Here is a 26417-nt window from a genome sequence, read left to right as displayed (position 1 = left end):
CGGTCCGGTGGTGGACCAGCTCGCGCGCCGGCAGTTGGCGAGCATCGCCGAGGTCATCGAGGTGACCGGGGCGGACCGCATTCCGGTCTGGCTGCGCGGCGGCTGGGCGATGGACTTCCAGCTCGGCGCGGTGACCCGCCGGCACGTCGACGTCGACTGGTACTGCTGGCGCGGCGACGCCGACCGGCTGGCCAGCCTGCTACTGGCCCGGGGTTGGCTCTCCGACCCGCGGATGCCGGTGGAGTCACAGCTCGACCTGTTCGCCGCCGACGTGGAGGTCAGCTTCGCGTACCTGGGTCGCGACGCCGCCGGCCGACCGACGGTGGGTGCCGGGTCCTGGGCGGGCACCCCGCTGCCAGCCGGGATGCTGGACGCCCCACCCGGCCGGATCGGCCCGCTCCGCGCGCCGACCATCTCGGTGCCGGCCCAGATCGAGTTCAAGCAGATGTACCCGGTCTGGATGCCGGAACGTCCCCGCCGCCCGAAGGACGCCGACGACCTGGCCCGGCTGCGTGGTCTCACCTCGGCTCCGTGACGTCTGCCCGGAGACGGCGGGTGAGTCGACGAGCACACCGCGTCGAACTCCACCGGGCACGTCGGCGGGGCAGGGCACAATCGGATTCATGCCACGTCGCGTCACCCCCGCCCTGCTGGCCAGCGCCGTGCTCATGGCCGGCCTGGTCGGCTGCTCGGCGGACGCCAGGAAGACCGAGGGCCAGCAGGCCCCCGTCGAACCACCGCCCGCCGCCACACCGACACCACAGGTCCCCGCCGGCAAGGCCCCGCAGCGCGCCTTCGCGGTCGGCGTACGCCAGCTCAAGCTGAACCGGGACGGCCGTGCGCTGCCGACGACGCTCTGGTACCCGGCGGCCGGGCAGTCCGGCGGCGCGGCCAAGCGGTCGGCGACGGCGGCGGAGGGCCGGTTCCCGGTGGTGATGTTCAGTCACGGCCTGGGTGGGCGACCGGACGACTACACCACGCTGCTGACCCGCTGGGCGGCGGCGGGTTTCGTGGTGGCCGCGCCGACGTTCCCGCACACCTCCCGGGGCGCGGACAACAACGTCCTCGACGTGCTCAACCAACCCGCCGACGTGTCGTACGCGTTGGACCAGGTGCTGGCGCTGGACGGCAAGGCCGGCGACGCCTTGCGCGGCCGGTTGGACGGCGAGCGGGTGGCCGCGGCCGGGCACTCGGCGGGCGGCGTGACCACCATCGGCCTGTTCACCGCGAGCCGGGACAAGCGGCTGGACGCGGGTGTGGTGTTCGCGGGCACGGCGCTCGGCGTGGGCACCGCGTTCGCCGGTGCGGCGGCACCGCAGCTGTTCGTGCACGGCGAGTTGGACGAGGTGGTCGAGTACGCGGCGGGCCGGGCCGCGTACGACAAGGTGCCCTGGCCGAAGGCGATGCTGAGCCTGCCCAAGGGCGACCACGGGCGGGCACTGCTCAGCGACGGCGCGACGCTGCGGGTCGTCTCGGACACATCGGTCGAGTTCCTGCGCTGGTCGCTCTACGGCGACCCGGAGGCCAAGAAGCGCATCTCCACCGATGCCACGCGCGGCGACATCGCCACCTTCGACGACCACCTCTGACCGCGCGCCCCGCGCCCATGATCTGCGCAACATCGGGGATGTTGCTGCCTCGGGACACCCGGGAGGCAGCAGTTTCCCCGATGTTGCGCGGATCTTGATGGGAAGGCCGCAGGGCGGTGCGTCAGGCGGTGTGGTCGATGACGACCTTGCCGAAGGCGTCACCGGAGTGCAGTCGGGCGAAGGCGTCCTCGACCCGGCTGAACGGGATGACGCTGTCCACCACCGGGCGCACCTCGTTGTCGGAGCAGAACGCCAGCAGCTCGTACAGCTCGCCGGGCGTGCCCATCGAGGTACCCAGGATCTCCAGCTGCATGGCGAAGACCCGGCGCAGGTTGACCGACGGTTCGTGCCCGGCTGTCGCGCCGGAGACCACGATCCGGGCCATCGGCGCGGCCGACTTCAGCGAATGGTCGAAGGTGGCCGCGCCGACCGTCTCGATCACCACGTCGACCCGCTCCGGCAGCCGGGCACCCGGCTCGAAGGCGGTGGCGCCGAGGGCCGAGATCCGGTCCCGCTTGGCGGCGTCGCGGCTGGTCGCGTACACCCGCTTGCCCATCGCCACGGCGAGTGCGACGGCCGCGGTGGCCACGCCGCCGCCCGCGCCCTGGACCAGCACGCTGTCGGCGTCCGCGACGCGTCCCTTGGTGGTCAGCATCCGCCACGCGGTCAGCCAGGCCGTGGGCAGGCACGCCGCGTCGGTCGCCGCCATGCCGTCGGGCAACGGGATCAGATTCGACCGGGGTACGACCACCCGCTCGGCGAGCGTTCCGGCAAAGTGCTCGGAGAGGATGGAGACCCCGCGCGGGTCACCCGGCGTGACGACCACCGGGTACACGACCACCGGGCGTCCCTCCGGGTCCAGCCCGACCGCGTCGCAGCCCAGGATCATCGGCAGCTGGGCCTCGGTGAGACCGACCCCGCGCAGCGACCAGAGGTCGTGGTGGTTGAGCGAGGTGGCCCGCAACTGCACGGTCACCCAGTCGTCGGCCGGCGGGGTCGGCTCGGGCCGCTCGCCGACGGTGAGCGCGGCGAGCGGATCGGCGTCGTCGAAACGGGAGGCAAAGGCAGCACGCATGATCGGCACGGTAACAAGCTGAGCGCTCGTTAAGAAGCCGTGCGCACAGGCGGGCGGTTACCGGCGGGCGACGCCGTCGCGGCGGGCGGCTTCGGCGACGGCCTCGGCCACCGCCGGCGCGACTCGCGGGTCGAGTGGGGACGGAACGATCGCGTCGGCGGTCAGGGACTCCGCCACCACACCGGCGATGGCGTCCGCGGCGGCGACCTTCATGGCCTCGGTGATCCGGGTGGCACCGGCATCCAGCGCGCCGCGGAACACCCCGGGGAACGCCAGCACGTTGTTGATCTGGTTGGGGTAGTCGCTGCGCCCGGTGGCGACCACCGCGACGTGCCGGGCGGCCACCTCGGGGTGCACCTCGGGAGTCGGGTTCGCCAGCGCGAACACGATCCCGCCGGGCGCCATCTGAGCCACCGCGGCCTCGGGGATCTGCCCGCCGGAGACCCCGACCAGCACGTCCGCGCCGCGCAGCGCCTCGGTGATGTCGCCGTGGCGGCCGTCGGCGTTGGTGCTCGCCGCCAGCTCGGCCTTGGTGCCGGTCAGCTCGGCGCGGTGTCGGCCGATGATCCCCTTGGAGTCGCAGACCACCACCTGGTCGGGGTCGACGCCCCCGGCGATCAGCATCTTCGTCACTGCCACGCCGGCCGCGCCCGCGCCGCTCACCGCCACCCGCAGGTCACCGAGCTTGCGGTCGAGCAGCATCGCGGCGTTGCGCAACGCGGCCAGCACCACGATGGCGGTGCCGTGCTGGTCGTCGTGGAAGACCGGGATGTCCAGCGCGTCGTCGAGCCGACGCTCGATCTCGAAGCAGCGCGGCGCGCTGATGTCCTCCAGATTGATCCCACCGAACGAGGGCGCCAGCGCCCGCACCACTGCGACGATCTCGTCCACGTCCTGGGTGTCCAGGCACACCGGCACCGCGTCCACCCCGGCGAACTGCTTGAACAGCACCGCCTTGCCCTCCATCACCGGCAGCGCGGCCCGGGGGCCGATGTTGCCCAGCCCGAGCACCGCCGAGCCGTCGGTGACCACCGCGACCGTGTGCGACACCCAGGTGTAGTCGTCCACCAGGGCTGGGTCGGCGGCGATCGCCTCACACACCCGGGCCACCCCCGGGGTGTACGCCAGGGAGAGGTCCTCCCGGCTGGTGAGCGGCACGGTCGAGGTGACGGCCATCTTGCCGCCCCGGTGCAGCAGGAAGACGGGATCAGCGGGGTCCACGGTGGACGAAGACATGGTGGTGACTCCAGGATCTGTCGAGCAGATGTGAGGCGGCCTGCCTCGCCGCGAGGTGGGCGGCGAGCGGTGGCACGCGGTGCGGGGGGTCACCCGGGCACTTTCCGAGCATAGTGTCGGCACCACCCCCCGGATGTGAGCAGGGTCATAACTGGCGTCGAGGCACCCGTCCGGGGCGCGGCCAGTAGCGGGCCACCACCCGTCCGCGTACGTCGGCCACCCCGTACGACCGGGAGTCGTCGGTGATCAGGTCGTTGTCGCCGCGTAGCCACCAGCCGCCGTCCTGCGGCCGGACCGCACGCTTGACCACCAGCAGGTCGGGCCGGGTCCGGAAGACCGCGACCACCACGTCGCCGGCTCGGATCGGGCGGCCACCGGGACGAACCAGCACCGCGTCACCGTGGCGCAGGGTCGGGGCCATGGACGGGCCGGTCACCAGAACGGCGGTCAGCGGCCTGCGCAACCGGGGCACCTCAGCCGGGTGATCGGCGACCACTGGTTTCACCTCCACCCGGTTCGGGGAGCATCCCCAGGAGTAATGTCGCCTTTGATCATCGCAAACTTCCCATGGAGGATCCTGATGCGACTTTCGCGCATCCTTGCGCCTCGCGTCACCGCGAGCGCTCACTGCGACCTGCCGTGCGGTGTCTACGACCCGGCACAGGCCCGGATCGAGGCCGAGTCGGTCAAAATGATCTGCGAGAAGTACCAGTCGAACACCGACCCGGAGTTCCGCACCCGCGCCGTCATCATCAAGGAGCAGCGCGCCGAGCTGGTCAAGCACCACCTCTGGGTGCTGTGGACCGACTACTTCAAGCCGCCGCACTTCGAGAAGTACCCGAACCTGCACAACCTGTTCAACGAGGCCACCAAGCTCGCCGGCGCCAGCGGCGTCAAGGGCAGCCTCGACCCGGCCACCGCCGACAAGCTGCTCGCGAAGATCGACGAGATCTCGAAGATCTTCTGGGAGACCAAGAAGGCGTGACCTCCCCGGTCATTCCGACGATCCGGCCGGTACGTCCCGAGGACGTGCCGGCCGTCGTCGCCATGGTGCACGAGCTGGCCGAGTACGAGCGCGCCCCGGAGCAGTGCCACCTCACCGACGAGCAGCTGACCTCGGCGCTCTTCACGGGTGCCGCAGACAGCGGCGTGGCGTCGGACGCGCCGAGCCGGGGCGGTGGTCCATCCGCCGCGGCGCTCTTCGGTCACGTCGCGGTCGACGAGCACGACGAACCGATCGGCTTCGCGCTGTGGTTTCTCAACTTCTCCACCTGGGCCGGTGTGCACGGCATCCACCTGGAGGATCTCTACGTCCGGCCGTCCGCCCGGGGCACCGGAGCGGGTCGACTGCTGCTCGCCGCGCTGGCCGACATCTGCGTACGACGCGGCTACCAGCGGCTGGAGTGGCAGATGATCGACTGGAATCCGGCTGCCGGCTTCTACGCCTCGATCGGCGCCGAACAGATGAGCGAGTGGGTTGCCTACCGGCTCAGCGGCGCCGCGCTCCGCGAGCTGGCCGAGCAAGCACCACCGCCGGCAGGCGTAATGGGCGACTGACCGGGTAGAGTCCCCGACCGGGGGGATGAGGCGTGACTCAACTGACTGGCCAGCCAGCGACCGACGACGACGTGGTGCACCTCACGGTGCCTGCCGACGGCGGTTACCTCGGCGTGCTCCGCACCGCCACCGCAGGTCTCGCGGCCCGGTTGCAGTTCGCGCTCGACGAGATCGAGGATCTGCGGATCGCTGTCGACGAGGCGTGCGCCATGCTGCTCGCCATCGCCACCCGTGACGCCGAGTTGGAGTGCCGCTTCGCGGTCACCGACGACGCGTTGACCGTCGAGGTGACGGTGCCGACGGTGCGCGGCGCCACCCTGCCCGCCGAGTCGTCCTTCGCCTGGAAGGTGCTCACCGCGCTGACCACCTCGGCGTCCGCCAGCTCCGCCGACGATCGGGCCACGATCGCGCTGCTCACCCGCCGCTCCGGCGGCTACTGACCGGTCCGACGCACCGGCGCGGTCACTCGACGCCGAGGGCGCGGGTCGTCGGTGGGCAGATCAGCAGCCAGGCCACGCCCAGGCCGAACACCATCAGCGGCACGCCCAGCCAGCCCAGGCCGGCCTGGATCATGAACCACCCGATCGGCAGCAGCATCAGCTGAAGCACGATCGCGGGGGCGCGTGCGCCCGCCTGACGTCGCAGCAGCGCGCGACCCAGGGCCCAGAGCGCGACGGCCGCCCCGACGGCGAACACGGTCACCAGCAATGCCGCCAGCAGATCGGTGCGGGTGGCGGTGAGGTCGGCCCAGACCAGCCAGACGGCGATCAGCCCGACGACGGCCGCCTCTACCCACAGCAGCCGGACCGCCCAGCGGAGCGTGACGGGGATCGGGTCCGAGTCGATGGTCACGCGCGCCACGATACCCGGGCTGCCGGAAGGTACAGTGCCGCCCATGCGGGCCGTCCTGGTGGTCAATCCGAAGGCCACCACCACCAGCGAACGCAGCCGGGACGTGCTCGTCCGGGCGCTGCGCAGCGAGGTCGATCTCAGCGTGCGCTACACCCGTCGGCGGGGGCACGCCGTGGCGCTGGCCCGGGAGGCAGCCGCTGAGGGCGTCGACCTGGTCGTCACCCTGGGTGGCGACGGCACTGTGAACGAGGTGGTGAACGGCCTGATGACGGCCGAACCGCCGATTCGCGCCGGCGGCGCGCCGATGGCCGAGCGACTGCCCGCGCTGGCGACCGTCCCCGGTGGCTCGACGAACGTGTTCGCCCGCGCGGTGGGTCTGCCTCGGGAGTGGCCGGAGGCGACCAGCATGATCCTCGAAGGGCTGCGGCTGGGCCGGAGCCGGACGGTGGGGCTGGGTCTCGCCGACGACCGCTACTTCACCTTCTGCGCCGGCTTCGGCCTGGACGCCGCGGTGATCCACCGGGTGGAGCAGTCCCGGCGGAAGGGGCGGGTCTCCACGCCGTCGCTCTATCTGCGTTCGATCATGAGTCAGTACTTCTTCGCCTCGGACCGTCGGCACCCGGCGATCGTCCTGGAGCGTCCGGGCGAGCCGGCGGAGGCCGAGCTGGCCACCGTCATCATCCAGAACACGGCACCGTGGACGTACCTGGGCGACCGGGAGGTCAACCCGAACCCGGCGGCGTCGTTCGATCTCGGGCTGGATGTGCTGGCGTTGCGTCAGCTCCGGGTGGCTAGCACAACACGGACGGTGACGCAGTTCCTGTCCCGGCAACCGGATCCACGCGGTCGGCAGGTGTTACGACTCCATGACACAGCGGAGTTCACGCTGGTCTCCAGCCGTCCGCAGGCGTTCCAGCTGGACGGGGACTATCTCGGCGAGCGGGAGAAAGTCAGATTCACCTCCGTTCCCGCCGCACTGAGAGTAATCTGCTAGGTCTCGGGTACTGCCCTTGGTCGACACGGTGGCCACAACCGATCGACTTGGTCGCCGCCACACCGAGGGGCAGGTGCCGGAAATGTCAGCAATGTCACGCGGACTGTACTATATTGATCCTCGACTGTGGCACGGCGGGTAACCAGGAAAGCACTGGAATCCGGACAAATGGGTTGTGGGCTTGCTCACCGCCCGGAGTTTTTCCGAGCGTCACCCTTGACATCGCGACCGTTCGTGAAAGTATTCACAAGCGAACTTGAAGTACCGGGACATTGCCTGGATATGCTCGTCAGGTTGAGCTGTTCCAGCAGGTCCCCGGCGCTGAACGCCTGCTCACGCACTGCCGAATGGACGGACGCTAACCGTCACCATCGGCACTGCGGATGCATATAGGAAAAGCACGACAAGCAATTGTTCGCCACCCACCCAGAATGAGGAGTGTTGCCGCCATGGACTGGCGTCACCATAGTGTCTGCCGCGACGAGGACCCAGAGCTGTTCTTCCCGATCGGGACGTCCGGACCGGCTCTCCTGCAGGTCGAGCAGGCCAAGGCCGTCTGCAGGCGCTGCTCCGTGACCGACCAGTGCCTTCAGTGGGCACTCGAGTCTGGTCAGGACGCCGGCGTCTGGGGCGGAATGAGCGAGGAAGAGCGGCGCGCCGTCAAGCGGCGCGGTGGTCTCCGGGTGCTGCGCGCTCACTCCGCCTGATCCCCAACGACACAGCCGTACGCCCCGGTGGGTTCGCCCGCCGGGGCGTTCTGCCGTCCGGCACCGGATCACCCAGCGCGGCACCGTGACTTCACAGTGCCGAAACGGGTCAGCCCGTGGACGCCAGCACGGGCCGGCCGTCGACCCGACGCAGCACCAACTCGACCAACTCCGGCGCGTCGGTCAACGGCGCGGCGACCGCCACCGCGCCCGCCGCCTCCGCCGCCACGGTCACCGCGTCGTGGAACAGCCCCGGTGCCAGGAAGTACGCGCACACCGCGACCCGACGCGCGCCGGACGCCCGCAACCGGGACACCGCCACACCGGCCGCCGGTGGAGCCGCCGAGGCGTACGCCACCCGGCAGGGCACCCCGACCTCGACGCCCAGCGCATCGGCGACCCGGCCCACCGACCGTCGCGCCCGCGCGTCCCGGGTGCCCGCCGCAGCCAGCACCAACGCGTCGAAGCGGCCCTCACGCGTCTCGCCCAGCCGTCGACACAGGCCGGCCAGCAGCCCCGGATCGGGCGTGTCGTCCGCCGGCCCGAGCACATCGGTGACCCGTACCGACAGCGGTGGCCCGGACCGCGCCGCCGCGGCGACCGCCGCCGGAATGTCCACCCGATGGTGGTACGCGGCGGTCAACAGCAGCGGCACCAGCACCGCCCGGCGGTGACCGGCCACGGCCAGGTCGCGCAGCACCTCGGTCGGCCCCGGCTCGGTGTGGTCCAGCCAACTCGCCCACACCGGTGTGCCCGGCCGAGCCGCCGACACCGCCCGAGCCAGCGCCCGGGTGGCATCGGCCGCCCGTGGGTCACGACTGCCGTGCGCGACCAGCACGACCGGATCCGCCCCGCCGGCCACCGGTGGGCCGGTCGGGGTCGTCGCCGGGGAGGTCAGACGTGCAGCCCGCACTCGGTCTTCTCGAACATGGCCCACCGGCCGGCCCGCGCGTCCTCGCCGGCCTTCGTACGGCGGGTGCACGGCCAGCAGCCGATCGACCCGTAACCCTGCTTGAACAGCTCGTTGACCGGGACGTTGAAACGGGCGATGTAGGAGTCCACATCCTGCTGCGACCAGGCCGCGATCGGGTTGACCTTGACCTTGCCCCGACGCGCGTCGAAGGTCACCACCGGTGTGTTGGCCCGGCTCGGCGACTCGTCCCGACGCAGCCCGGCGGCCCAGGCGTCGTACCCGGTCAGCGCCCGTTCCAGCGGCTCCACCTTGCGCAACTGGCAGCAGTCGTCCGGCGACTTGTTGAACAGCCGGGGGCCGTACTGGCCGTCCTGCTGGCCGACGGTGAGCCGGGGCCGGATCGACCGGACGTTCACCGGTAGCGTCCGGGCGACCTCGTCGCGGACCCGCAGCGTCTCGGGGAAGTGCAGGCCGGTGTCGAGGAAGACCACGTCCACCCCGGGGGCCACCCGGGAGACCAGGTGGGCCAGCACCGCGTCGGCCATCGAGCTGGTCACGCAGAACCGCTCACCGAAGGTCTGCGCCGCCCAGCGGGCGATCTCCAGTGCCGGGGCGCCCTCCAGGTCCCGAGCGGCCTGCTCGGCCAGGGCCCGCAGCTCGTCCGGGTCGCGCCGGGCCGGGTCGGCCAGTGTCGAGCCGCCCGGGCCCACCAGGCGCAGGTTCGCGGCCGAGACGAGACTCATGAGGCCACCGCCCGACTCAGCAGCCCGGTGAACTTCACCGAGAAGACCCGGGTGCAGGCGTGGCACTCCCAGGCGCCGTGACCCGCCTCGTGCGGCCGCAGGTCCTCCTCGCCGCAGTACGGGCAGTACAGGGGTGCCGCTCGGTTCTCGCTGCTCACCGCAGTTCCTCCTCGTCGACTCTGATCACCCAGTTGGCGAACGTCTCGCCCTCGCTCCGACCGGCCAGGTAGCGAAGGGCCAGCCGTTCCACGTACTCCGGAAGTTCGTCGGCGGTGGTCTTCAGGCCGCGGAGCTTGCGGCCGAACCCGGCGGTCTGCCCCTGGGCCATGCCCAGCCCGCCGCCCAGGTGCACCTGGAAGCCCTCGACCTGTCGGCCGTCCGGGCCGACCACCAGTTGACCCTTGAGCCCGATGTCGGCAACCTGGGTACGTGCGCACGCGTTCGGGCAGCCGTTGATGTGGATCGAGATGTCCGCGTCGAAGTCGCGCAGCCGCTGCTCCAGCCGGGCCACCAACTCCTCGCCGCGGGCCTTCGTCTCGACGATGGCGAGCTTGCAGTACTCGATGCCGGTGCACGCCATCGTGCCGCGCCGCCAGGCCGACGGCCGGGCCTCCAGGCCGATCGCGCGCAGCCCGTCGATCAGGGACTCCGTCCGCTCCGACGGCACGTCGAGCACCAGCAGTTTCTGGTACGGGGTGAGCCGCACCCGGTCGCTGCCGTGCGCCTCGACCACGTCGGCCAGTTGGCTGAGCTGCGCACCGGAGACCCGCCCGACCACCGGAGCCGCGCCCACGTAGTGCCGCCCGTCGGCCTGCTCGTGCACGCCCACGTGGTCGACCGGCTTGGACGGCAGTGTCGGTGCCGGGCCGTCGAGCAGCGTACGACCCAGGTAGTCCTTCTCCAGGACCTCACGGAAGCGCTCCACGCCCCAGTCGGCCACCAGGAACTTCAACCGGGCCCGGTTGCGCAGCCGGCGGTAGCCGTAGTCGCGGAAGATCCCGACCACGCCGGCCCACACGTCCGGCACCTCGGCCAGCGGCACCCAGACGCCGAGGCGCTTGGCGAGCATCGGGTTGGTGGAGAGGCCCCCGCCGACCCAGACGTCGAACCCGGGCCCGTGCTCCGGGTGGTCGACGCCGAGGAAGGCGATGTCGTTCGACTCGTACGGGGTGTCCACCAGCCAGGAGATCGAGGTCTTGAACTTGCGGGGCAGGTTGGAGAACTGCTTGTCGCCGACGTACCGGGAGACGATCTCGTCGATCGCCGGGGTCGGGTCGAGCAGCTCGTCGCGGGCCACCCCGGCGACCGGGCTGCCCAGCACGATGCGCGGGCAGTCGCCGCACGCCTCGGTGGTCTGCAGACCGACCGATTCCAGCCGACGCCAGATCTCCGGCATGTCCTCGACCCGGATCCAGTGGTACTGGATGTTCTGCCGGTCGGTGATGTCGGCGGTGTCCCGCGCGAACTCCCGGGAGATGTCCGCGATCACCCGCAGCTGGGCCAGGCTGAGCTGCCCACCGTCGATGCGGACCCGGAGCATGAAGAACTCGTCCTCCAGCTCGTGCGGCTCCAGCACGGCGGTACGCCCACCGTCGATGCCCGCCTTGCGCTGGGTGTAGAGGCCCCACCAGCGGAACCGGCCCCGCAGGTCCTGCGGGTCGATCGAGGCGAAGCCCCGGTGCGCGTAGATGTTCTCGATGCGGGCCCGGACGTTGAGCGGGTCGTCGTCCTTCTTGATCCGCTCGTTGGGGTTGAGCGGCTCGCGGTGGCCGAGCGCCCACTGACCCTCACCCCGTGGCCGGCGCGGCGCTCGGGCCGGGCGAGCCGTCGGGTCCTCGGAACGGGCCGGGATGCTGCTGACCGCCATCGCGGCGTCCTCCGTTGTCTGCTGTGCCTCGGGATACGCGGGGCGCGGCGGCCGGCCCGGCGAAGCGGGCGGGACAACGGTGTCTTCAGACAGCCGGCGCGGAGCGCGCCCGAGACGGATTGGTCGGGCGTCGTCAGTAGGCCGGACAGATCGCGCTGCGCACGCGGCCGTAATCGACGTGGCGACGTGCCACGAAGCGGCGGACGACTGCGGCGGTCATGGGCCCATGCTGCCACACCCCATGGGGGCCGGCCAATGTCCGCGTGCTGGATCCCACATCACGGGCCGGGGGCTCAGCCGACCAGCTGGTCACCAAGGACAGTTCGGGCATACCGCACCACCCGCCCCTCTCGCACGCCGACGATCAGGCCGTTGTCCCGCAGCGTGGTGAGGTGGTGCGACGCCGTCGCCGGCGCGAGGCCCAGCATCGCGGCCAGCTCCCCGGTGCTCAGCGGCGAGTCGAGCAGGGAGAGCGCCGCCGCCCGGGTACCGCCGAGCAGGGCGCCCAGCGCCGCGCTGGGCGCCGGCCAATCCCACAGCCCGCCCAACCCGGTGGGCGGATAGCAGAGGGCGGGCCCGGCGTCGCCCTCCATGATCGCGTGCACCGTCGGCCCGGCGAACGCCGTGGGCAGCAGCGTCCACGGGCGTCCGTGCAGGTCGGCCGGCAGGGTCGTGCCGACGGCGACCCGCAGCGCCGCGCCGTCCCAACGGATCAACTGGTGCACGTCGTGCAGCAGGGTGCGCCCGCCCTGCTCGGCGGCGAGCAGCGTCCGCCGCCGGATGTCGGCCAGCGCGAGAGCCCGCAGCCGGGGCCAGTCCGGTGCGATCAGCAGGGTGAAGTACCGGTGGAGCTGCGCGACCAACTCGTCCGCGGCCAGCCGGGGGGCGCCGGCCCGTTCCAGTTGCCGACGTACCCGGGCAGGGTGGGTGGCGGCGACCGCCCGCAACTCGGCGGCCAGGTTCGGTGCCACCCCGATCGGGGTGAGAAAGTCCGGCACGTACCCGTTGACCGACCGGAGCACCGCCAGTAGCGGCTCCAGGCCGGCATCCGGCAGCAGCCGTTCAGCGCGCTCCCGCCACGGCCGGTGCATCCAGTACTTCGCCGGCTTGCGTAGCGCCCAGGAGCTGGCCACCAGCTCGGCCAGGGGCGAGTGCACGAACCGGACCCGGCTCAGGTCGTCGGGTGAGAACCGAACCTCGATCACCCCCGGATTCGACCACGTTCGAACGGTTCGGCGACAGCCTGCGGCGGCCCGAGGATCCTCCTATGGAGTTCAGGCAACTGGGCCGGTCGGGCCTGCGCGTCAGCGCGGTCGCGTACGGCAACTGGGTCACCCACGGCAACCAGCTCGACGACGGTGCCGCGGCCGCGTGCGTGGCCGCCGCCCTCGACGCGGGCATCACCACGTTCGACACCGCCGACCGGTACGCCCAGGGGCGGGCCGAGGAGGTGTTGGGCAAGGCGCTGAGCGGCGTCCGGCGCAGCTCGATCGAGCTGTGCACGAAGGTGTGCCTGCCGGTCGGGCCGGGGGCCAACGACGCCGGGCTGTCCCGTAAGCACGTCATCGAGGGCTGTCACGCCTCGCTGAGGCGGCTGGGCACCGACTACGTCGACCTCTACCAGGCACACCGGTACGACGACAGCGTGCCGCTGGAGGAGACGATGCTGGCCTTCGCCGACCTGGTCCGGCAGGGCAAGGTGCTCTACGTCGGCGCCTCCGAGTGGACCGCCCCGCAACTGCGCGCGGGAGTGCGGCTCGCCGCCGAGCTGCGCATCCCGTTCATCGCGAACCAGCCGCAGTACTCGATGCTGTGGCGGGTGGTGGAGGCCGAGGTGTCGCCCGCCTGCGCCGACCTGGGTCTGGGTCAGCTCGCCTGGGCGCCACTCGCGATGGGCGTGCTGACCGGTCGGTACGAGCCCGGCCGGCGTCCGCCCGCCGGCTCCCGGGCCACCGACGGCTTCGGTGGCTCGTTCATCGCCCGCTACTCCTCGGATCTGCTGCTCTCCCGGGTACGCCGGCTCCGGCCGATCGCCGAGGCCGCCGGCTGCACGATGGCCCAGTTGGCGGTGGCGTGGGTGCTGCGCCGGCCGACAGTGGCGGGCGCGATCGTCGGCGCGTCCCGGCCCGAGCAGCTCGCCGAGACGGCCCGGGCCGCCACGGTACGCCTCGACGACGAGCTGATGGCCCAGGTCGACGCCGTGCTCGACGAACTCGTGGAGCGTGATGCCACGAAGACCGCCCGGCCGAACGACGTGATGCCCGCCTGGCGTCCGCCGCCTGCCGCCGGCTGACGCCCACGGAGGGGGTGGTCGTGGCAGGCTCGCACCGTGGGGCAATTGTCCGAGAGGTCGGCCGGGGCGGCGTGGGAGCACCTGCGCCGCCTGCCGGTCTGGCTCGCCCCGGCGCTGGTGACCCTGGCGGTGACGGTGACCGGGCTGGGCTCCGCCCAACTCTGGCGCGACGAGCTGGCGACGTGGAGCGCGGCCACCCGGTCGCCCGGCGACCTGGCCCGACTGGCCGGCACCATCGACGCCGCCACCGGGCCGTACTACCTGCTGATGCACCTGTGGACGGGAGTCTTCGGCGACTCCACCATCGCCCTGCGCGTACCGGCGGTGTTGGCGATGACGGTGGCCGCCGGGCTGCTCGCCGTGCTCGGCGCGCGCCTCGTCGACCGGCGCGGCGGCCTCTTCGCCGGGCTGCTGTTCGCGGTGCTCCCCGGCACGTCCCGCTACGGGCAGGAGGCCCGCCCGTACGCGCTGGCCACCATGCTCGCCGTGCTCGCCACGCTGCTGCTGGTGGTCGCGCTGCGCCGGCCGGGCTGGGCCCGTTGGGCCGGTTACGCGGCCGCCGTCGCCGCTCTCGGGCTCATCCACCTGATCGCGCTCACCCTGCTGGCCGCCCATGCGCTGGTCGTCCTCGTCGCCTGGTGGCGCGGCCCGACCCCGGCCGGCATCGCCACCCCGGCCGGCATCGCCACCCCGGCCGGCATCGCCACCTCGGCCGGCATCGCCACCCCGGCCGGCATCGCCACCTCGGCCGGCATCGCCACCCCGGCCGGCATCGCCACTTCGGCCCAGCCCGACGGCGGGCGGGACCGGCGGGTGTGGCGGTGGCTGGTCGCCGTGCTGCCGGTCGCCCTGCTCGCCGGCCCGCTGCTGGTCAAGGCCCGGACCCAGCAGTCCCGGCAGTTGAACTGGGTCCATCTGGTCCGGCTGGACGACCTGACCGCGCTGCCCGGCGGCGTGGCCCAGAGCAGCGTCGTCGGTGGCCTGCTGCTCGGGGTCGCCGCGCTGGGCGCGGCACGGCTCGGGCGGCGCGCCCTGCTGCCGGTCGGCGCGGTGCTGCTGCCCGTACTGCTGCTCTTCGCCGCCGGCACCGTCGTACCGCTGTGGGTACCTCGGTATCTGGTCTTCGTGGTGCCCTTCGCCTGCCTGCTGGCGGGCGCGGCGCTGGCCGCCGTGACCGCTCCGGCGGCGCTCGTCGTGGTGGTCCTGGCCGGGCTGCTCGGCCTGCCCGATCAGGCCGCGCTACGACGGACCCACGAGTGGCCGCGCAGCGCGCCGGTGGACTACGCGGGGGTGGCCCGGGTGATCGCCGACGGTCAACGCCCCGGTGACGCGGTGGTCTACTCGCCCCGGCACAGCTGGCTCTTCCTCGATCTCGGCATCGAGTACCACCTCAGCGACCCACCACGCGACGTGCTGGTCACCGAGGACGAGGTCCGCCGCGGCGATCTGTGGGCCGCCGAGTGCCCCCAGCCGGCACCGTGCCTGGCCGGTACGGCACGGGTGTGGCTCGTCGTCTCCGGCCGGCACGCCGAGCCGCTGACCGCCGTGCCCGACGCCAAGGGCGATGCGCTCCGCAGGGACTTCACCGTCGCCCAGGTCTGGCAGCGCCCCGGCCTCACCGTCGCCCTGCTGACCAGCCGCTCCGACCGCTGACCCCGGGTCGCCGACCGGGCCCGCCCACCTCGATGCGTCTGATGTCTCCCAGTCATCAGGATGACTGGGAGACATCACGCCCGTCCTGACATCCGGTCCCGCCACGGAACCCGCCCCGCCGGAGGTGGCACGGAGGGTCAGGCCTGCGAGCGGCCGTCGTTGGTGGTGCGGGCCAGCGGGACGACCAGCACGGCCTCGGTGCCGCCGTTGGCGCCGGCGCGCAGTTCGATGGTCCCGCGCAGTTCCCCGGTGATCAGGGCTCGGACGATCTGGAGGCCGAGCCGGCTCCCACGTTCGGCGTCGAAGTCCGGGGGCAGGCCGCGCCCGTTGTCGGTCACCGAGACGTGCAGCATCTTGCGGAACCGGTGCGCGGAGACCACCACCTCGGGCCGCAGCGACGGGTCCACCTCGGGAGCGGCGACCGGCACCATGCCGGAGGCGGAGGCCACCGGGCTCTCCTCCCCCTCGTCGGCCGGCGGGAAACCGTGCTCGACGGCGTTGAGCAGCAACTCGTTGAGGACCATCACCAGCGAGGTGGCGATCTCCGCCGGCAGCACCCCGAAGCTGCCCCGCCGGCGCATGCCGACGCTCACCTCGGTCGCCGCGACCTCGGTCGCCGCGCTGGCCACCCGGTCGACGATGCCGTCGAACTCCACCGCCTCGTCGCTGGACATCGAGAGCGTCTCGTGCACCAGGGCGATCGAGGCGACCCGACGGACCGACTCCTCCAGCGCGACCCGCGCCTCCGGCATGGCCACCCGGCGGGCCTGCAACCGCAGCAACGCGGCCACCGTCTGGAGGTTGTTCTTCACCCGGTGGTGGATCTCCCGGATGGTGGCGTCCTTGGTGATGAGTGCGCGGTCCCGGCGGCGGACCTCGGTGATGTCGCGGACCAGCACCAACGCTCCGATCGGCACCCCGGCCGGCATCAGCGGCAGCGCCCGGGTGAGCATCGTGGCACCTCGTGCGTCGATCTCCCGACGGGGCGGCGCCTCACCACGCAGCGCGGCCAGGATGCCGTTCGACGCCTCGGTGCCGTCCAGCGGGTCACCGGCCAGGCGGCGGTGCAACGCGGCCAGGTCCTCCCCCACCAGGTGCGAGGCGTAGCCCAGCCGGCGGTACGCGGACTGCGCGTTCGGGCTGGCGTAGGTGACCTTGCCGCCGGCGTCGAGCCGGACCAGGCCGTCGCCGACCCGGGGCGCCGAGGTGGTCTCGCCCGGATGCCGCGGCGGCGGGAAGGTGCCGTCCGCGATCATCTGCGCCAGGTCGTCGGCGGTGGTGAGGTAGTTGAGCTCCAGCTGGCTGGGCGTACGCGCGGTGGAGAGGTTGGTGTCCCGCCCCACCACGGCGATCACCTCGCCGGCCTCCCCCTCGGCGGTACGCAGCCGGACCGGGATCGCCTCGTGCCGGGCCGGCACGTCGCCGTACCAGACCGGGTCGCCCTCACGCCAGATCCGACCCTGGGAGTACGCCACCCCCAGGTGGGCCACCTCCGGCCCGCCGACGATCCGGCCCACCTGGTCGTCCTGGTAGGCGGTCGGCGCGGTGGTCGGGCGCACCTGGGCGACGCAGAGGAACGTGCCGTCGGCGTCGACCGGCACCCAGAGCAGCAGGTCAGCGAAGGACAGATCGGAGAGCAGCTGCCAGTCGCCGGCGATCCGGTGCAGGTGGTCGATGTCGGCCGGACGGAGATGGGTGTGCTCCTCGGCGAGGTCGCGCAGCGTGGACACGGTGACCAGGGTGCCACGCCGCGCCTCACATCGTCGCGGTGACCTTCTTCAACCCGCGCGGCGCGTCCGGGTCCTCGCCCCGGGTGAGCGCCAGGGCCAGCGCCAACCGCTGCATCGGCAGGATGTCCAGCAGCGGGGCGTAGCGCTCGTCGACCTCGGGGACGGCCAGCCGGGTGGCGCCCGGCACGTCGGCGGAGCCGACCACCACGACGTCGGCGCGGCGTTCGCCGAGGCGGGGCAGCACCTCGCCCATCGACCGGCCGCCGGGACCGGAGCCGACCACGGCGAGCACCGGGACCTCCGGGTCGGTCATGGCGAGCGGGCCGTGCAGCAGGTCGGCGCCGGAGAAGGCGAGCGCCGGCAGGTACGAGGTCTCCATCAGCTTCAGCGCGGCCTCCCGGGCGGTGGGGTACGCGTACCCCCGGCCGGTGGTGACCAGCTGACGGGCGAACCGGTAGCGCGGGGCGAGCTGGGCCGGGGTGCCGTCGGCGAGGGTGCGGGCGGCCAGCTCGGGCAGTGCGTCGAGCGCCTCCCGTTCGGCGTTGGGGAGCACGCCGTCGCCGGCCCGGATCCCCTCCACCAGCATCAGCAGGGCGAGCAGCTCCGCGGTGTACGTCTTGGTGGCGGCGACCGCCCGCTCGTGCCCGGCGGCGATGTCGACGCTCAGCTCGGCCACGTCGACCAGCGGCGAGTCGGGGGCGTTCGTCACCGCGAGGGTCAGCGCACCGGACGCTCTGGCGGCACGCAGCACCTCGGCCAGGTCGGGCGAGCCGCCGCTCTGGCTGACCCCGACGACCAGCGCGTCGGAGAGGTCGGGGCGGGCCCCGAAGAGGGTGACGACGCTGGGCGAGGCCAGCCCGGCGGGCAGGCCGAGCCGGATCTCGGTCAGGTAGGCCCCGTAGAGCGCCGCGTGGTCGGAGGTGCCCCGCGCGGTGAAGACCACATGCCGTGGCCGGCGTTCGGCGATGACCGCCGCCACCCGGGCGATCTCGGCGGCGTTGGCGGCGGAGAGCAGGCGCGCGTAGCCGGCCGGCTGCTCGTCGATGTCGGCGGCCATTCCAGCCCCTGCACGTGTCACGGAAACCCCTCCCCCTGCGCGGTTGCCGCGCGGTTCTTGCTCAGTCTTGCACTTTTAAGCGTATCTCGGCAATCGAACGAGCAGGACTGCGCAGCTGATCACCAGTTGATCTCAATATCAACTACGCTTTACCCGTTGCGCCCGGTCTAACTGCCACGAGAGGACGACGTGCCCGAGGGAACGGACGATCCCGCGCTCTCCGCGACGGAGGAGCTGGCGCTGGCCCGGCTGGCACTCGACGAGGGCGACCTGCACCACGCCGCCGGCCACGTCGCCGGCGCGTTGGCACGGGCCCCCACCCTGCCGGAGGTGCACGAAACCCTCGCCCGGCTGGCCGTGTCGAGCGGCGGCGGCCTCGACCTCTTTCCGATCAACCACCACACCTTCGTCGGTGCGGTGGTCGCCCGCGCCCACCTCCTCGCCACCGCCGGGCGTCCCGCCGAAGGGCTGGAGCTGCTGGCCGCGGCGACGTCGTACGCGCCCGGCACCGAGTGGGCCGGCGTGCCCTGGGTCACCGCGCCCGAGCTGGCCGAACGACTGGAACCGGAGCACATCGCCCGCGTCCTCATGCAGGTCTGCGCCGCACTGCCCGACCCGGTGCCGCGGATCGGCCGGGCCCCGCTGACCCCGTACCTCACGCTCGCCCGCAACGCGGCGACGGTGCACCCCGAACACGGCCTGCTGCTGGGCGCGGCGTCCGCGCTGGCCCGGCGCCTCGGCGAGGTCGAGCTGGCGGTCCGCTGGGCCACCCGGGGAGTACGCGCACAGCCCTCGAAGATGGGCGAGGTGTGGCTCGGCTACGCGTACCGCAGCTCTGGCCGGACCCGCGACGGCCTCGCGGCGCTCGGTCGCGCCGTCGAGCTGGACCCCGACGACCTGGCGATCTACGCGGACATCGCCGGCACCCTGGCCGAGATCGGCCGGCTGGACGAGGCGTTGGAGTGGACCGAGCGGGCGCTGGCGCGCGATCCGTCGTTCGACTGTGCGGTGCACACCGCTCACCGCCTGCGGCACCTGCGCGACGGTGACCTCGCCCACCTGGTCGCGCTCGCCGACTTCGTCCGGGACCACCCGGACGACAGCCACGAGCACGGCGACCTGGCCCAGTGCTGCCGTGGCCGGCCCTGGCTCGGCCAACTCACCCCGGCCGGCGGGCCCCTGGTCGACGCGATGCGCCAGGCGGTGGCCGACGACGACAACGGTCTCGGCGGCTCCGTACGCCTCTCCGCCGCCGCCCCGCCGAGCGCGGTCGGGACGGCGATCTCCACGGCCCCCGGGCTGCGCATCGAGGTCGTCGGCGCGCCGGAACCCGACCCGCGCGAGCCCCGGCGGGAGTCCGCTCAGCGGTTGTGGCACTACGCGGACACGGTGCCCACTCCTGCGTTGGCGGCGCCCTCGGCGACGGCTGTCGAACGGATCGGGCAGATCGCCCACCCGGCGTGGGCACACCCGCCGGCGGCGTACGACGCGGCGGTGGGTCTGGCCGGCCTCGACGTCGACGACCTGCTCGGCCTGTTGGTGCACCCGCCGGCGGCACCGGCGAACGCGGTGGGTCGGCTGCTGGCGGCCCACGACCCGTCGGTCTGGGTGCGTGGAGTCCAGGTGTGGGCCTGTCTGGGGCTGCTGCACCACCGCACCGACGAGCCGTGGGAGGGCTCGACCCGACGCCGGGTGCTGCTCGATCTGATCTGGGGCGTCGAGGACTGGGTCACCGAGGCGGCGCTGTTCGCCCTGGTGACCGCCGCCTGGGTGGATCCTTCGGTGCGGCCGGACGTGGCCCGGGTGGTGGCCGAGCGGCTGGCCGACGCGGCTGCCGTGGCGCGCAGCCGACCGGTACCGATCGCCGCCTCGCTGGCGCACCTGGCACTCGCCGCCCCGCAGTTGGATCCGGCAACGGCAGCACTGGCCACCGAGCTGCTGAGAGCCAACGCCCCCCGACTACCCCGCCCCCGCAACCCCCTGCGCCGCCTCTGGCAACGCCTGTTCCGCCGCTGACTTCCCCCCGCAACCCCGCGATCTTGCACTTACTGTCGCCGTGTTGTCGGAAACAGTGCTTATGTACCCGCACAAAGTGCAAGATCGCGGGGTCTGGGGGGTTACGCGACGGGGGCGGCCTTGCCGAGGGCGACCTCGGCGTCCTCCTCCGGGGTGGCCTGCGGCGGCGCCTCGTTCGCGGTGCGCAGCGGGATCTCCTTGATGAACCAGGCGAGCACCGGGATCACGATGGTGAACAGCACCGCCCAGAGGAAGACGTGCGAGATGGCATCGGAGAGACCACCGAGCACCGCTTCGCGCGCCTGGGCGGGCAGTTCCTTGAGCTTCTCCAGGTCCATCCCCGCGCCGCCGGACTCACCGCCGAAGGCCCGACCGCCCTCGGAGCTGGCCAGCCGGTTGGCGAAGATCGCGCCGAACAGCGAGATGCCGAACGAACCGCCGATCGACCGGAAGAAGGTGGCCGCGCCGCTGGCCGCGCCGAGGTCCTTCTGCTCCACGCTGTTCTGCGCGATCAGCATCGACGTCTGCATGAGGAAGCCCATGCCGACGCCCAGCACGACCATGTAGAGCGACGACATCAGCTTGCTGGTGTCGGTGTCGAGCATGGACAGCAGCGCCATGCCCGCGGTCATCACCACGCCACCGATGATCGGGTACGCCCGGTACTTGCCGTTGCGGGTGATCGCCCGGCCGATGACCAGCGAGACGACCAGCATGCCGAACATCAGGGGCAGCAGCAGCAGACCACTGTTGGTGGCCGAGGCCCCCTGCACGGTCTGCTGGTAGAGCGGCAGGAAGTTCATCGCGCCGAACATCGCGAAGCCGAGCAGGAAGCCGATCACCGAGATCAGCGCGAAGTTGCGGTTGGCGAAGAGCGCCAGCGGCAGGATCGGCTCCTGGACCCGGCGTTCCACCACGGCGAACACCGCCAGCGCGACGAGGGCCAGCAGGGCCAGACCGATGATCGGCAGTGACACCCAGTCGTACTCGTTGCCACCCCAGGTGGTGATGAGCACGATCGCGGTGATGCCGACCGAGAGCAGCCCGGCGCCGAGCCAGTCGATCCGGTGCTCGGTGCGGTACTTCGGCAGGTGCATGGTGCTGATCAGCACGAGCAACGCGATGCCGCCCAGCGGCAGGTTCACGTAGAACGCCCAGCGCCAGGAGAGGTGGTCGGTGATGAATCCGCCGGCCAACGGGCCGGCGACCATGGCGATGGCCATGATGCCGGCGATCATGCCCTGGTAGCGCCCGCGCTCGCGGGGCGGCACCAGGTCACCGATGATCGCCATCACGCCGACCATGAGGCCGCCGGCGCCGAGACCCTGCACGGCTCGGAAGGCGATGAGCTGGACCATGCCGTCCTCTGGACCGCCCAACATCCCGGATCCGGCCATGCCACAGAGGGCGGAGCCGACCAGGAAGACGACGACCGAGGTCAGGAAGACCGACTTGCGGCCGTAGAGGTCACCGAGCTTGCCCCAGATCGGGGTGGAGACGGTGGTGCCCAGGACGTACGCGGTAACCACCCAGGTGAAGTGGTTGAGCCCGCCGAACTCGCCGACGATCCGCGGTAACGCGGTGCTGACGATCATGTTGTCGAGCATCGCGAGCATCATCGCGATCATCAGCCCGAACAGCACGACCCGGATGTTGTTGGGTCGCGTGCCGGCCTGGGTTGCCTGAGTCATAGGTAAGCTCCCCCCGAGGATTGCCGTACTTACTTGCCGCCCGGCTAGTCACCTTACTAGCCGCACGGTAAGTTGGGTATCAGCAACGGTCAAGCCATTTGGGGGGCGTGCGTGAGCGAGAGCACAGGCGGGACGCGGGAACGGATCAAGGCCGTCGCGCTCGAGCTCTTCACCGAGCAGGGGTACGAGAAGACCTCGCTCCGGGAGATCGCCGAGCGCCTCAACGTCACCAAGGCCGCGCTCTACTACCACTTCAAGAGCAAGGACGACATCGTCGCCAGCTTCGTCGAGGACCGACTGGAGCAGATCGACGCGCTGACCGCCTGGGCCGAGTCGCAGCCCGCGACCCTGGAAACCCGGCGCGAGCTCGTCGCCCGCTACGCCGAGACGATGTTCGGCGGCGAGATGCCGTCGGTGATGCGCTTCTTCGAGCAGAACCAGACGGTGCTGAAGAGCCTCACCGCCGGCCAGCAGATGCGCGGCCGGATGATGACCCTCGCCGACGCGCTTTGCCGGGGCGACGACTCCCCCCGAGCCCAACTGCGCGCCACCCTGTCCCTGTTCGCGGTGCACGGCAGCTGGTTCGCGTTGCGCGCACCGCACATCAGCGACGACGAACGCCGCAAGATCGCCCTGGAGGTGGCCGACGAGTTGCTGGCCGCCATCGGCACGGACGCCTGACCATCTCGTGATCGACGCGGCCGGTCCGGCCTGTCGGTGACCCGCCGGCCGGCCGAGCCGAGTCCGCCGATCGCCGGCTCAGCCGCGCGTCAGCTCCAGCCGGAGGCCGAGCAGGTCCACACCCGGCAATGGTGACCAGTCCTTCTCCGGCGAACGGACGAAACCGCGCCGCGCGTAGAGCCGGTGCGCCGAATCGGCCATCCCCGCCCGTACGCAGATCGCCACCGCCGTGCAAGCCAACCCGGTCGCCCGGTCGACACACGCCTCGACCAGTGCGGCACCCACACCCCGCCCCTGAGCGCCCGGGTCGACGGCGAGCATCCGGAACTCGGCCTCGCCCGGCCCGGCCAGCTCGGCGAACGGGCTGCCCGGCAGCACGAACGTGACCGAGCCGAGCACCGCCCCGGTCACCTCGTCGACAGCGACCAGCACCTCGCCGCTGGCCGCCCGGGTCGACACGTCGGCCAGCACCTCGCCGTACCCGTGTTCGCCCTTGAGCTGGCCGTCCGCCTCGTACGCGGCCACTGTCAGCCGGGCCACCGCGGGGAAGTCGACCGACTCGGCCGAACGGACCCGCAGCCCGGTCAAGCGATCACGGCGATCAGGTCACCGTCCTGCACGACGTCGCCCTCGTTGACGGCGAGCTGCTGGAGCACTCCGTCGGATTCGGCGACGACCGGGATCTCCATCTTCATCGACTCGAGGATCACCAGGGTGTCGCCCTCGGTCACCGTGTCACCCGCCGTGGCGACGACCTTCCAGACGTTGGCCACCATCTCGGCGCGGATCTCCTCGGCCATGTCCAGGCCCTCCCTCTTCGCGACGTGCCTGCCGATGTATCCAATCATGCGCCGACCGGCGGTGGGCGGGCAGCGACGCAGCCGGGATGACAGGCCCGCCCTGGGGAAGGCGGCGGGTGTCGACCGCACTACCATCAGCGGGTCGGACCCGACGCCGGACCGCCGGTGGCCGCATCCGCGCCGAGGTCGTGCGCAGGACGGATCCGACCCATCACGAGGAGGTCAGCATGGCGAAGAAGTCCCGGAAGAAGAAGGCTCGTAAGAAGAGCGCCGCGAACCACGGCAAGCGTCCCAACTCCTGAACAGGTCGGCGGGCCAACTGCCCGTCGCCGCTCAGCCGGCCGAGGCCGGGTACACCGGTGGCCCGGGTCGACATCGACCCGGGCCACCGGTCTTGCCATTTGGTGCCGACGCACGGTCGGCCGGCGCAAACGATCAGTCGGCCAGCTCACGGGAGTCGCTGGTCTCGAAGACCACCAGCTCGGTGAGCTTGACCCGCAGCCGCTCACGCAGCTGATCCGGCGCGGTCTCGTTGCCACAGCAACGCGCCACCAGCGCCCGCACCTCCTGCTCCAGCCCGTACTCGCGCAGGCAGGGCCCGCACTCGTCCAGGTGGTGCCGGATCAGCGAGCGACGCTCGTCGGCGCACTCCAGATCCAGGTAGAGATACACCTCCGCGAGCACTTCGCGGCAGTCCGTCTCGTGCGGCTCCCCACAGCTCACGTCACACCTCCCGGCCGGCAGCGGCGGTCGAGCCCTTCGCCGAGCGGGCGGCGCTGAAGCCCCGCTCGCCCGCGTAACGCTCAAGCAGCTTGCGCAGATTACGACGGCCCCGGTGCAGACGCGACATCACGGTGCCGATCGGCGTGCCCATGATGTCCGCGACCTCCTTGTAGGAGAAGCCCTCGACGTCGGTGAGGTAGACGGCCAGGCGGAACTCCTCCGGCAACTGCTGGAGGGCCTCCTTCACGTCACTGTCCGGCAGCCGGTCCAGTGCCTCGGTCTCGGCCGAGCGCAACCCGCTGGAGGTGTGCGACTCAGCCTCGGCCAACTGCCAGTCGGTGATCTCCTCGGTGGGCGCCTGGATCGGCTGGCGCTGCCGCTTGCGGTAGGAGTTGATGTAGGTGTTGGTCAGGATCCGGTAGAGCCAGGCCTTGAGGTTCGTGCCCTGCTCGAACTGGTGGAAGGCCGCGTACGCCTTCAGGTACGTCTCCTGGACCAGGTCCTCGGCATCCGCCGGGTTGCGTGTCATCCGCAGCCCAGCAGCGTAGAGCTGATCGACGAATGGCATCGCGTCCCGCTCGAATCGGGCCCTGCGCTCGTCCGTCTTCTCGGTGGTCAACCGCACATCCCCTCGCGTCGGATGCTTTCCCGCCGAGGATACGCGCACGGACCTGCCCGCAGATTCACTTCCGGCCGGTGTGCCCGTGCTCACCGCACCCACCCCGCCCGGTCCCGCCGTCGCGGGCCACTCCGGGCCGTCCAGCAGCCGCTTCAGCTGCCGGGCGTCCCGCTCGTCCCGTTCCAGGCTTCGTGTCTCGGTTGGCACCGGTCACCCCCCTCGCAGAAAAGTCGTCCGGGGGTTGTAACGCGAGATGACCACTGGGGCATTCCGGCCGCCTCCTCCCCGTTCCTGGTCCCGGCCCCGACGGCGGCCGGCGCTGGGACCAGGAAGGGCCTGGGAGGACTGGTGTCACCGGCCCTGCTCGGGCCGGCGGCACCAACGGATGCAACGAACCGTGCCCGCGCCGGAAACGGTCCACCCGGCGAGCCGGGCGCGACGGGTCAGCTGTCCGCCCAGCCCTGGGCGGACAGCCAGTCGCGCACGGCGGCGGCGGTGCCGGCCGGATCGCGACGCAGGTCGTGCGTCTCACCGGGACGACTCACCACCTGCACGGCCGGCCCCGGCTCCGGCGTCCCGAACGGATCGCGGTCGCCGTTGACGACCAACGTCGGCAGGCCGGTGCCCAGTTCGGCGGCGCGGGAGCGTTCCGGTCGGCCGGGCGGGTGCAGTGGAAAGGCCAGTGCGACAACGCCCACCGCACCCACCGCACGGGCCGTCCGACAGGCCACCCGTGCGCCGCTGGAACGCCCACCGACCACCACCGTCGGCACGTCGGCGTGCCGGGCGCGCAGCTCGGCGAGCACCGCCGTCCAGGCCTCGTCGAGGTGACCCGCCGGTGCCGGCGCACGCCGACCGGCGACCCGGTAGGGCTGCGTCACCCGGACCACGGCCAGGCCGGCCGCCACCGACGCGTCCCGGACCGCGAGCAGGTCGGGTGCGTCGACGCTGCCGCCCGCGCCGTGCCCGAGGACGAGCAGGGCGCTGGCCGGGCGGCCCGGCAGGTCGGTGTCGATCCACGCCGGGCCGCGCGGGGTGTCGATCTCGTTGCTGGCTGGCACCGGCCTATTCTGCGCCGCCGGACGGGTGTCGGGTGCGAACCGGGCCGCCGATCAGCTCAGCGGGACCAGGGCGAGCAGTCGGTCTCGCACCGGTGGACCGGCGTCGTCGATGGCGTCCGGATCGGGTTCGACCTCGCCGCGCCAGGCGACCAGCATCGCCCGCCGTTCCCGTGGCGTGGTGCCGCCCCACACGCCGTGGCAGTCACCGACGTCGAGGGCCCACGCGAGGCAGGACCCCTGCACGTCACAACTGCGACACAACGCGACGGCGGCGTCCGCCGGCTCGTTCGGTGCCGGAAAGAATGTCTCCGGATCGACGCTCTGGCACGTTCCTCTGGTGCGCCACGCGTCGTCCTGTCGCCGTTCTCGCACGGCCCGCAGCAGCCGCGGATCTCGCCGCGCCGCTGCCACCTCGTGCGGGCGCGGCATACGTGCCCGTGTCATCCACCCACCTCCCCCGTGGGACCGGCAAAAGCTGTGGACGTCGTCCGCCCCGTGCGGACCGACAGCCACTACCGGCGCTGTGTTCTATCGCACTTCGCAACCTCGGGACAAGGGTC

30 protein-coding genes are annotated in these 26417 nt (G+C 72.1%); 11 read left to right on the top strand and 19 right to left on the bottom strand.

All coding sequences use genetic code 11. From position 1 onward, the window contains the following. The first annotated feature begins 10 nt into the window (after positions 1-10). The gene (locus AB0877_RS08575) at positions 11-535 is read left to right on the top strand and encodes an aminoglycoside adenylyltransferase (RefSeq protein ID WP_366607934.1); all 525 of its coding nucleotides are present in this window, start codon (positions 11-13) and stop codon (positions 533-535) included. An 88-nt stretch (positions 536-623) separates the two neighbouring features. After that, positions 624-1589: a chlorophyllase gene (locus AB0877_RS08570; protein ID WP_366607932.1), complete on the top strand. Its 966-nt coding sequence runs from the start codon at positions 624-626 to the stop codon at positions 1587-1589. Positions 1590-1710: 121 nt separating this feature from the next. On the opposite strand, the gene AB0877_RS08565 is transcribed toward AB0877_RS08570, so the two are convergent. The 3 genes from AB0877_RS08565 to AB0877_RS08555 all read right to left on the bottom strand — a co-directional run bounded on the left by AB0877_RS08565 (position 1711) and on the right by AB0877_RS08555 (position 4396). Next, the gene (locus tag AB0877_RS08565; protein ID WP_366607930.1) at positions 1711-2673 is read right to left on the bottom strand and encodes a zinc-binding dehydrogenase; all 963 of its coding nucleotides are present in this window, start codon (positions 2671-2673) and stop codon (positions 1711-1713) included. A gap of 48 nt (positions 2674-2721) precedes the next feature. Further along, entirely contained in the window at positions 2722-3900 is a 1179-nt protein-coding gene (locus AB0877_RS08560; RefSeq protein ID WP_366607928.1) for an NADP-dependent malic enzyme, read from the bottom strand. A gap of 145 nt (positions 3901-4045) precedes the next feature. Then, a complete protein-coding gene (locus tag AB0877_RS08555; protein ID WP_366607926.1) occupies positions 4046-4396 on the bottom strand; it encodes a S24/S26 family peptidase in 351 nt (116 codons plus the stop codon). Between the two features lie 84 nt (positions 4397-4480). On the opposite strand from AB0877_RS08555, the gene sodN reads away from it, so the two are divergent. The 3 genes from sodN to AB0877_RS08540 are packed head-to-tail and all read left to right on the top strand — an operon-like array spanning position 4481 to position 5897. Then, on the top strand, positions 4481-4885 hold the full coding sequence (gene sodN / locus AB0877_RS08550; RefSeq protein WP_366607924.1) for a superoxide dismutase, Ni: 405 nt from the start codon (positions 4481-4483) through the stop codon (positions 4883-4885). Then, positions 4882-5457 (top strand): GNAT family N-acetyltransferase, encoded by a 576-nt coding sequence (locus AB0877_RS08545; protein WP_366607922.1) that lies wholly within the window; start codon positions 4882-4884, stop codon positions 5455-5457. Before sodN ends, AB0877_RS08545 begins: the two co-directional genes overlap by 4 nt. 32 nt (positions 5458-5489) lie before the next feature. Next, the gene (locus AB0877_RS08540) at positions 5490-5897 is read left to right on the top strand and encodes an ATP-binding protein (RefSeq protein ID WP_366607920.1); all 408 of its coding nucleotides are present in this window, start codon (positions 5490-5492) and stop codon (positions 5895-5897) included. 22 nt (positions 5898-5919) lie between these two features. On the opposite strand, the gene AB0877_RS08535 is transcribed toward AB0877_RS08540, so the two are convergent. Then, a complete protein-coding gene (locus tag AB0877_RS08535) occupies positions 5920-6309 on the bottom strand; it encodes a hypothetical protein (RefSeq protein ID WP_366607918.1) in 390 nt (129 codons plus the stop codon). Between the two features lie 43 nt (positions 6310-6352). On the opposite strand from AB0877_RS08535, the gene AB0877_RS08530 reads away from it, so the two are divergent. After that, a complete protein-coding gene (locus AB0877_RS08530; RefSeq protein WP_366607916.1) occupies positions 6353-7303 on the top strand; it encodes a diacylglycerol kinase family protein in 951 nt (316 codons plus the stop codon). Positions 7304-7752: 449 nt separating this feature from the next. Beyond that, positions 7753-8010 carry a WhiB family transcriptional regulator gene (locus tag AB0877_RS08525; protein ID WP_088950012.1) on the top strand — a complete coding sequence of 86 codons (258 nt, stop codon included), beginning with the start codon at positions 7753-7755 and terminating at the stop codon, positions 8008-8010. 109 nt (positions 8011-8119) lie between these two features. Here the strand turns inward: AB0877_RS08525 and AB0877_RS08520 are convergent, their stop codons facing one another. The 5 genes from AB0877_RS08520 to AB0877_RS08500 all read right to left on the bottom strand — a co-directional run bounded on the left by AB0877_RS08520 (position 8120) and on the right by AB0877_RS08500 (position 12738). After that, positions 8120-8872, bottom strand: a complete 753-nt coding sequence (locus AB0877_RS08520) for a CbiX/SirB N-terminal domain-containing protein (RefSeq protein ID WP_366608132.1) — start codon at positions 8870-8872, stop codon at positions 8120-8122. Positions 8873-8904: 32 nt separating this feature from the next. Continuing rightward, a complete protein-coding gene (locus AB0877_RS08515; protein ID WP_366607914.1) occupies positions 8905-9666 on the bottom strand; it encodes a phosphoadenylyl-sulfate reductase in 762 nt (253 codons plus the stop codon). Beyond that, positions 9663-9824 carry a hypothetical protein gene (locus tag AB0877_RS08510; protein WP_366607912.1) on the bottom strand — a complete coding sequence of 54 codons (162 nt, stop codon included), beginning with the start codon at positions 9822-9824 and terminating at the stop codon, positions 9663-9665. Before AB0877_RS08510 ends, AB0877_RS08515 begins: the two co-directional genes overlap by 4 nt. After that, positions 9821-11533: a nitrite/sulfite reductase gene (locus AB0877_RS08505; RefSeq protein WP_366607910.1), complete on the bottom strand. Its 1713-nt coding sequence runs from the start codon at positions 11531-11533 to the stop codon at positions 9821-9823. The genes AB0877_RS08510 and AB0877_RS08505 overlap by 4 nt, the downstream gene beginning before the upstream one ends. Before the next feature lie 293 nt (positions 11534-11826). Continuing rightward, positions 11827-12738 (bottom strand): helix-turn-helix domain-containing protein, encoded by a 912-nt coding sequence (locus AB0877_RS08500; RefSeq protein ID WP_366607908.1) that lies wholly within the window; start codon positions 12736-12738, stop codon positions 11827-11829. 62 nt (positions 12739-12800) lie between these two features. Here AB0877_RS08500 and AB0877_RS08495 point away from each other — a divergent pair, with 62 nt between their 5' ends. Together AB0877_RS08495 and AB0877_RS08490 are read left to right on the top strand one after the other, a co-directional pair. Then, positions 12801-13826 (top strand): aldo/keto reductase family protein, encoded by a 1026-nt coding sequence (locus AB0877_RS08495; protein ID WP_366607906.1) that lies wholly within the window; start codon positions 12801-12803, stop codon positions 13824-13826. Positions 13827-13862: 36 nt separating this feature from the next. After that, complete coding sequence (locus AB0877_RS08490; RefSeq protein ID WP_366607904.1) at positions 13863-15479, top strand: glycosyltransferase family 39 protein; 1617 nt, start codon at positions 13863-13865, stop codon at positions 15477-15479. A gap of 137 nt (positions 15480-15616) precedes the next feature. Here AB0877_RS08490 and AB0877_RS08485 read toward each other — a convergent pair whose 3' ends face one another. After that, a complete protein-coding gene (locus tag AB0877_RS08485) occupies positions 15617-17209 on the bottom strand; it encodes a histidine kinase N-terminal domain-containing protein (RefSeq protein ID WP_366607902.1) in 1593 nt (530 codons plus the stop codon). Between the two features lie 25 nt (positions 17210-17234). Continuing rightward, positions 17235-18266 (bottom strand): SIS domain-containing protein, encoded by a 1032-nt coding sequence (locus AB0877_RS08480; protein WP_357202824.1) that lies wholly within the window; start codon positions 18264-18266, stop codon positions 17235-17237. Positions 18267-18455: 189 nt separating this feature from the next. Between AB0877_RS08480 and AB0877_RS08475 the strand changes: the two genes are divergently transcribed. Further along, positions 18456-20282 (top strand): tetratricopeptide repeat protein, encoded by a 1827-nt coding sequence (locus tag AB0877_RS08475; RefSeq protein WP_366607900.1) that lies wholly within the window; start codon positions 18456-18458, stop codon positions 20280-20282. Positions 20283-20383: 101 nt separating this feature from the next. Here AB0877_RS08475 and AB0877_RS08470 read toward each other — a convergent pair whose 3' ends face one another. Then, positions 20384-21973 (bottom strand): MDR family MFS transporter, encoded by a 1590-nt coding sequence (locus AB0877_RS08470; RefSeq protein WP_366607898.1) that lies wholly within the window; start codon positions 21971-21973, stop codon positions 20384-20386. A gap of 111 nt (positions 21974-22084) precedes the next feature. Here AB0877_RS08470 and AB0877_RS08465 point away from each other — a divergent pair, with 111 nt between their 5' ends. After that, positions 22085-22654, top strand: a complete 570-nt coding sequence (locus AB0877_RS08465; RefSeq protein ID WP_366607897.1) for a helix-turn-helix domain-containing protein — start codon at positions 22085-22087, stop codon at positions 22652-22654. Positions 22655-22732: 78 nt separating this feature from the next. Here AB0877_RS08465 and AB0877_RS08460 read toward each other — a convergent pair whose 3' ends face one another. The 7 genes from AB0877_RS08460 to AB0877_RS08430 form a co-directional block, all read right to left on the bottom strand. After that, complete coding sequence (locus AB0877_RS08460; RefSeq protein WP_366607895.1) at positions 22733-23242, bottom strand: GNAT family N-acetyltransferase; 510 nt, start codon at positions 23240-23242, stop codon at positions 22733-22735. Then, a complete protein-coding gene (locus AB0877_RS08455) occupies positions 23239-23460 on the bottom strand; it encodes a biotin/lipoyl-binding carrier protein (RefSeq protein WP_366608131.1) in 222 nt (73 codons plus the stop codon). The genes AB0877_RS08460 and AB0877_RS08455 overlap by 4 nt, the downstream gene beginning before the upstream one ends. Before the next feature lie 205 nt (positions 23461-23665). Beyond that, complete coding sequence (locus AB0877_RS08450) at positions 23666-23830, bottom strand: hypothetical protein (RefSeq protein ID WP_366607893.1); 165 nt, start codon at positions 23828-23830, stop codon at positions 23666-23668. A gap of 59 nt (positions 23831-23889) precedes the next feature. Next, positions 23890-24177: a mycothiol system anti-sigma-R factor gene (rsrA, locus tag AB0877_RS08445; RefSeq protein ID WP_030490399.1), complete on the bottom strand. Its 288-nt coding sequence runs from the start codon at positions 24175-24177 to the stop codon at positions 23890-23892. 1 nt (position 24178) lies between these two features. Continuing rightward, positions 24179-25003, bottom strand: coding sequence for a sigma-70 family RNA polymerase sigma factor (locus AB0877_RS08440; protein ID WP_112583674.1), 825 nt, complete (start codon positions 25001-25003; stop codon positions 24179-24181). A 236-nt stretch (positions 25004-25239) separates the two neighbouring features. Beyond that, on the bottom strand, positions 25240-25857 hold the full coding sequence (locus tag AB0877_RS08435) for an alpha/beta family hydrolase (RefSeq protein WP_366607890.1): 618 nt from the start codon (positions 25855-25857) through the stop codon (positions 25240-25242). A 51-nt stretch (positions 25858-25908) separates the two neighbouring features. Beyond that, positions 25909-26301, bottom strand: coding sequence for a WhiB family transcriptional regulator (locus tag AB0877_RS08430; RefSeq protein WP_091406097.1), 393 nt, complete (start codon positions 26299-26301; stop codon positions 25909-25911). Between the last annotated feature and the right edge of the window lie 116 nt (positions 26302-26417).

This window comes from Micromonospora sp. NPDC047644 (genome assembly GCF_040704315.1).
Classification (GTDB): Bacteria; Actinomycetota; Actinomycetes; order Mycobacteriales; family Micromonosporaceae; genus Micromonospora.
Note: the sequence above shows the minus strand (reverse complement) of the source record. Positions and strands in the feature narration are given on the sequence as shown.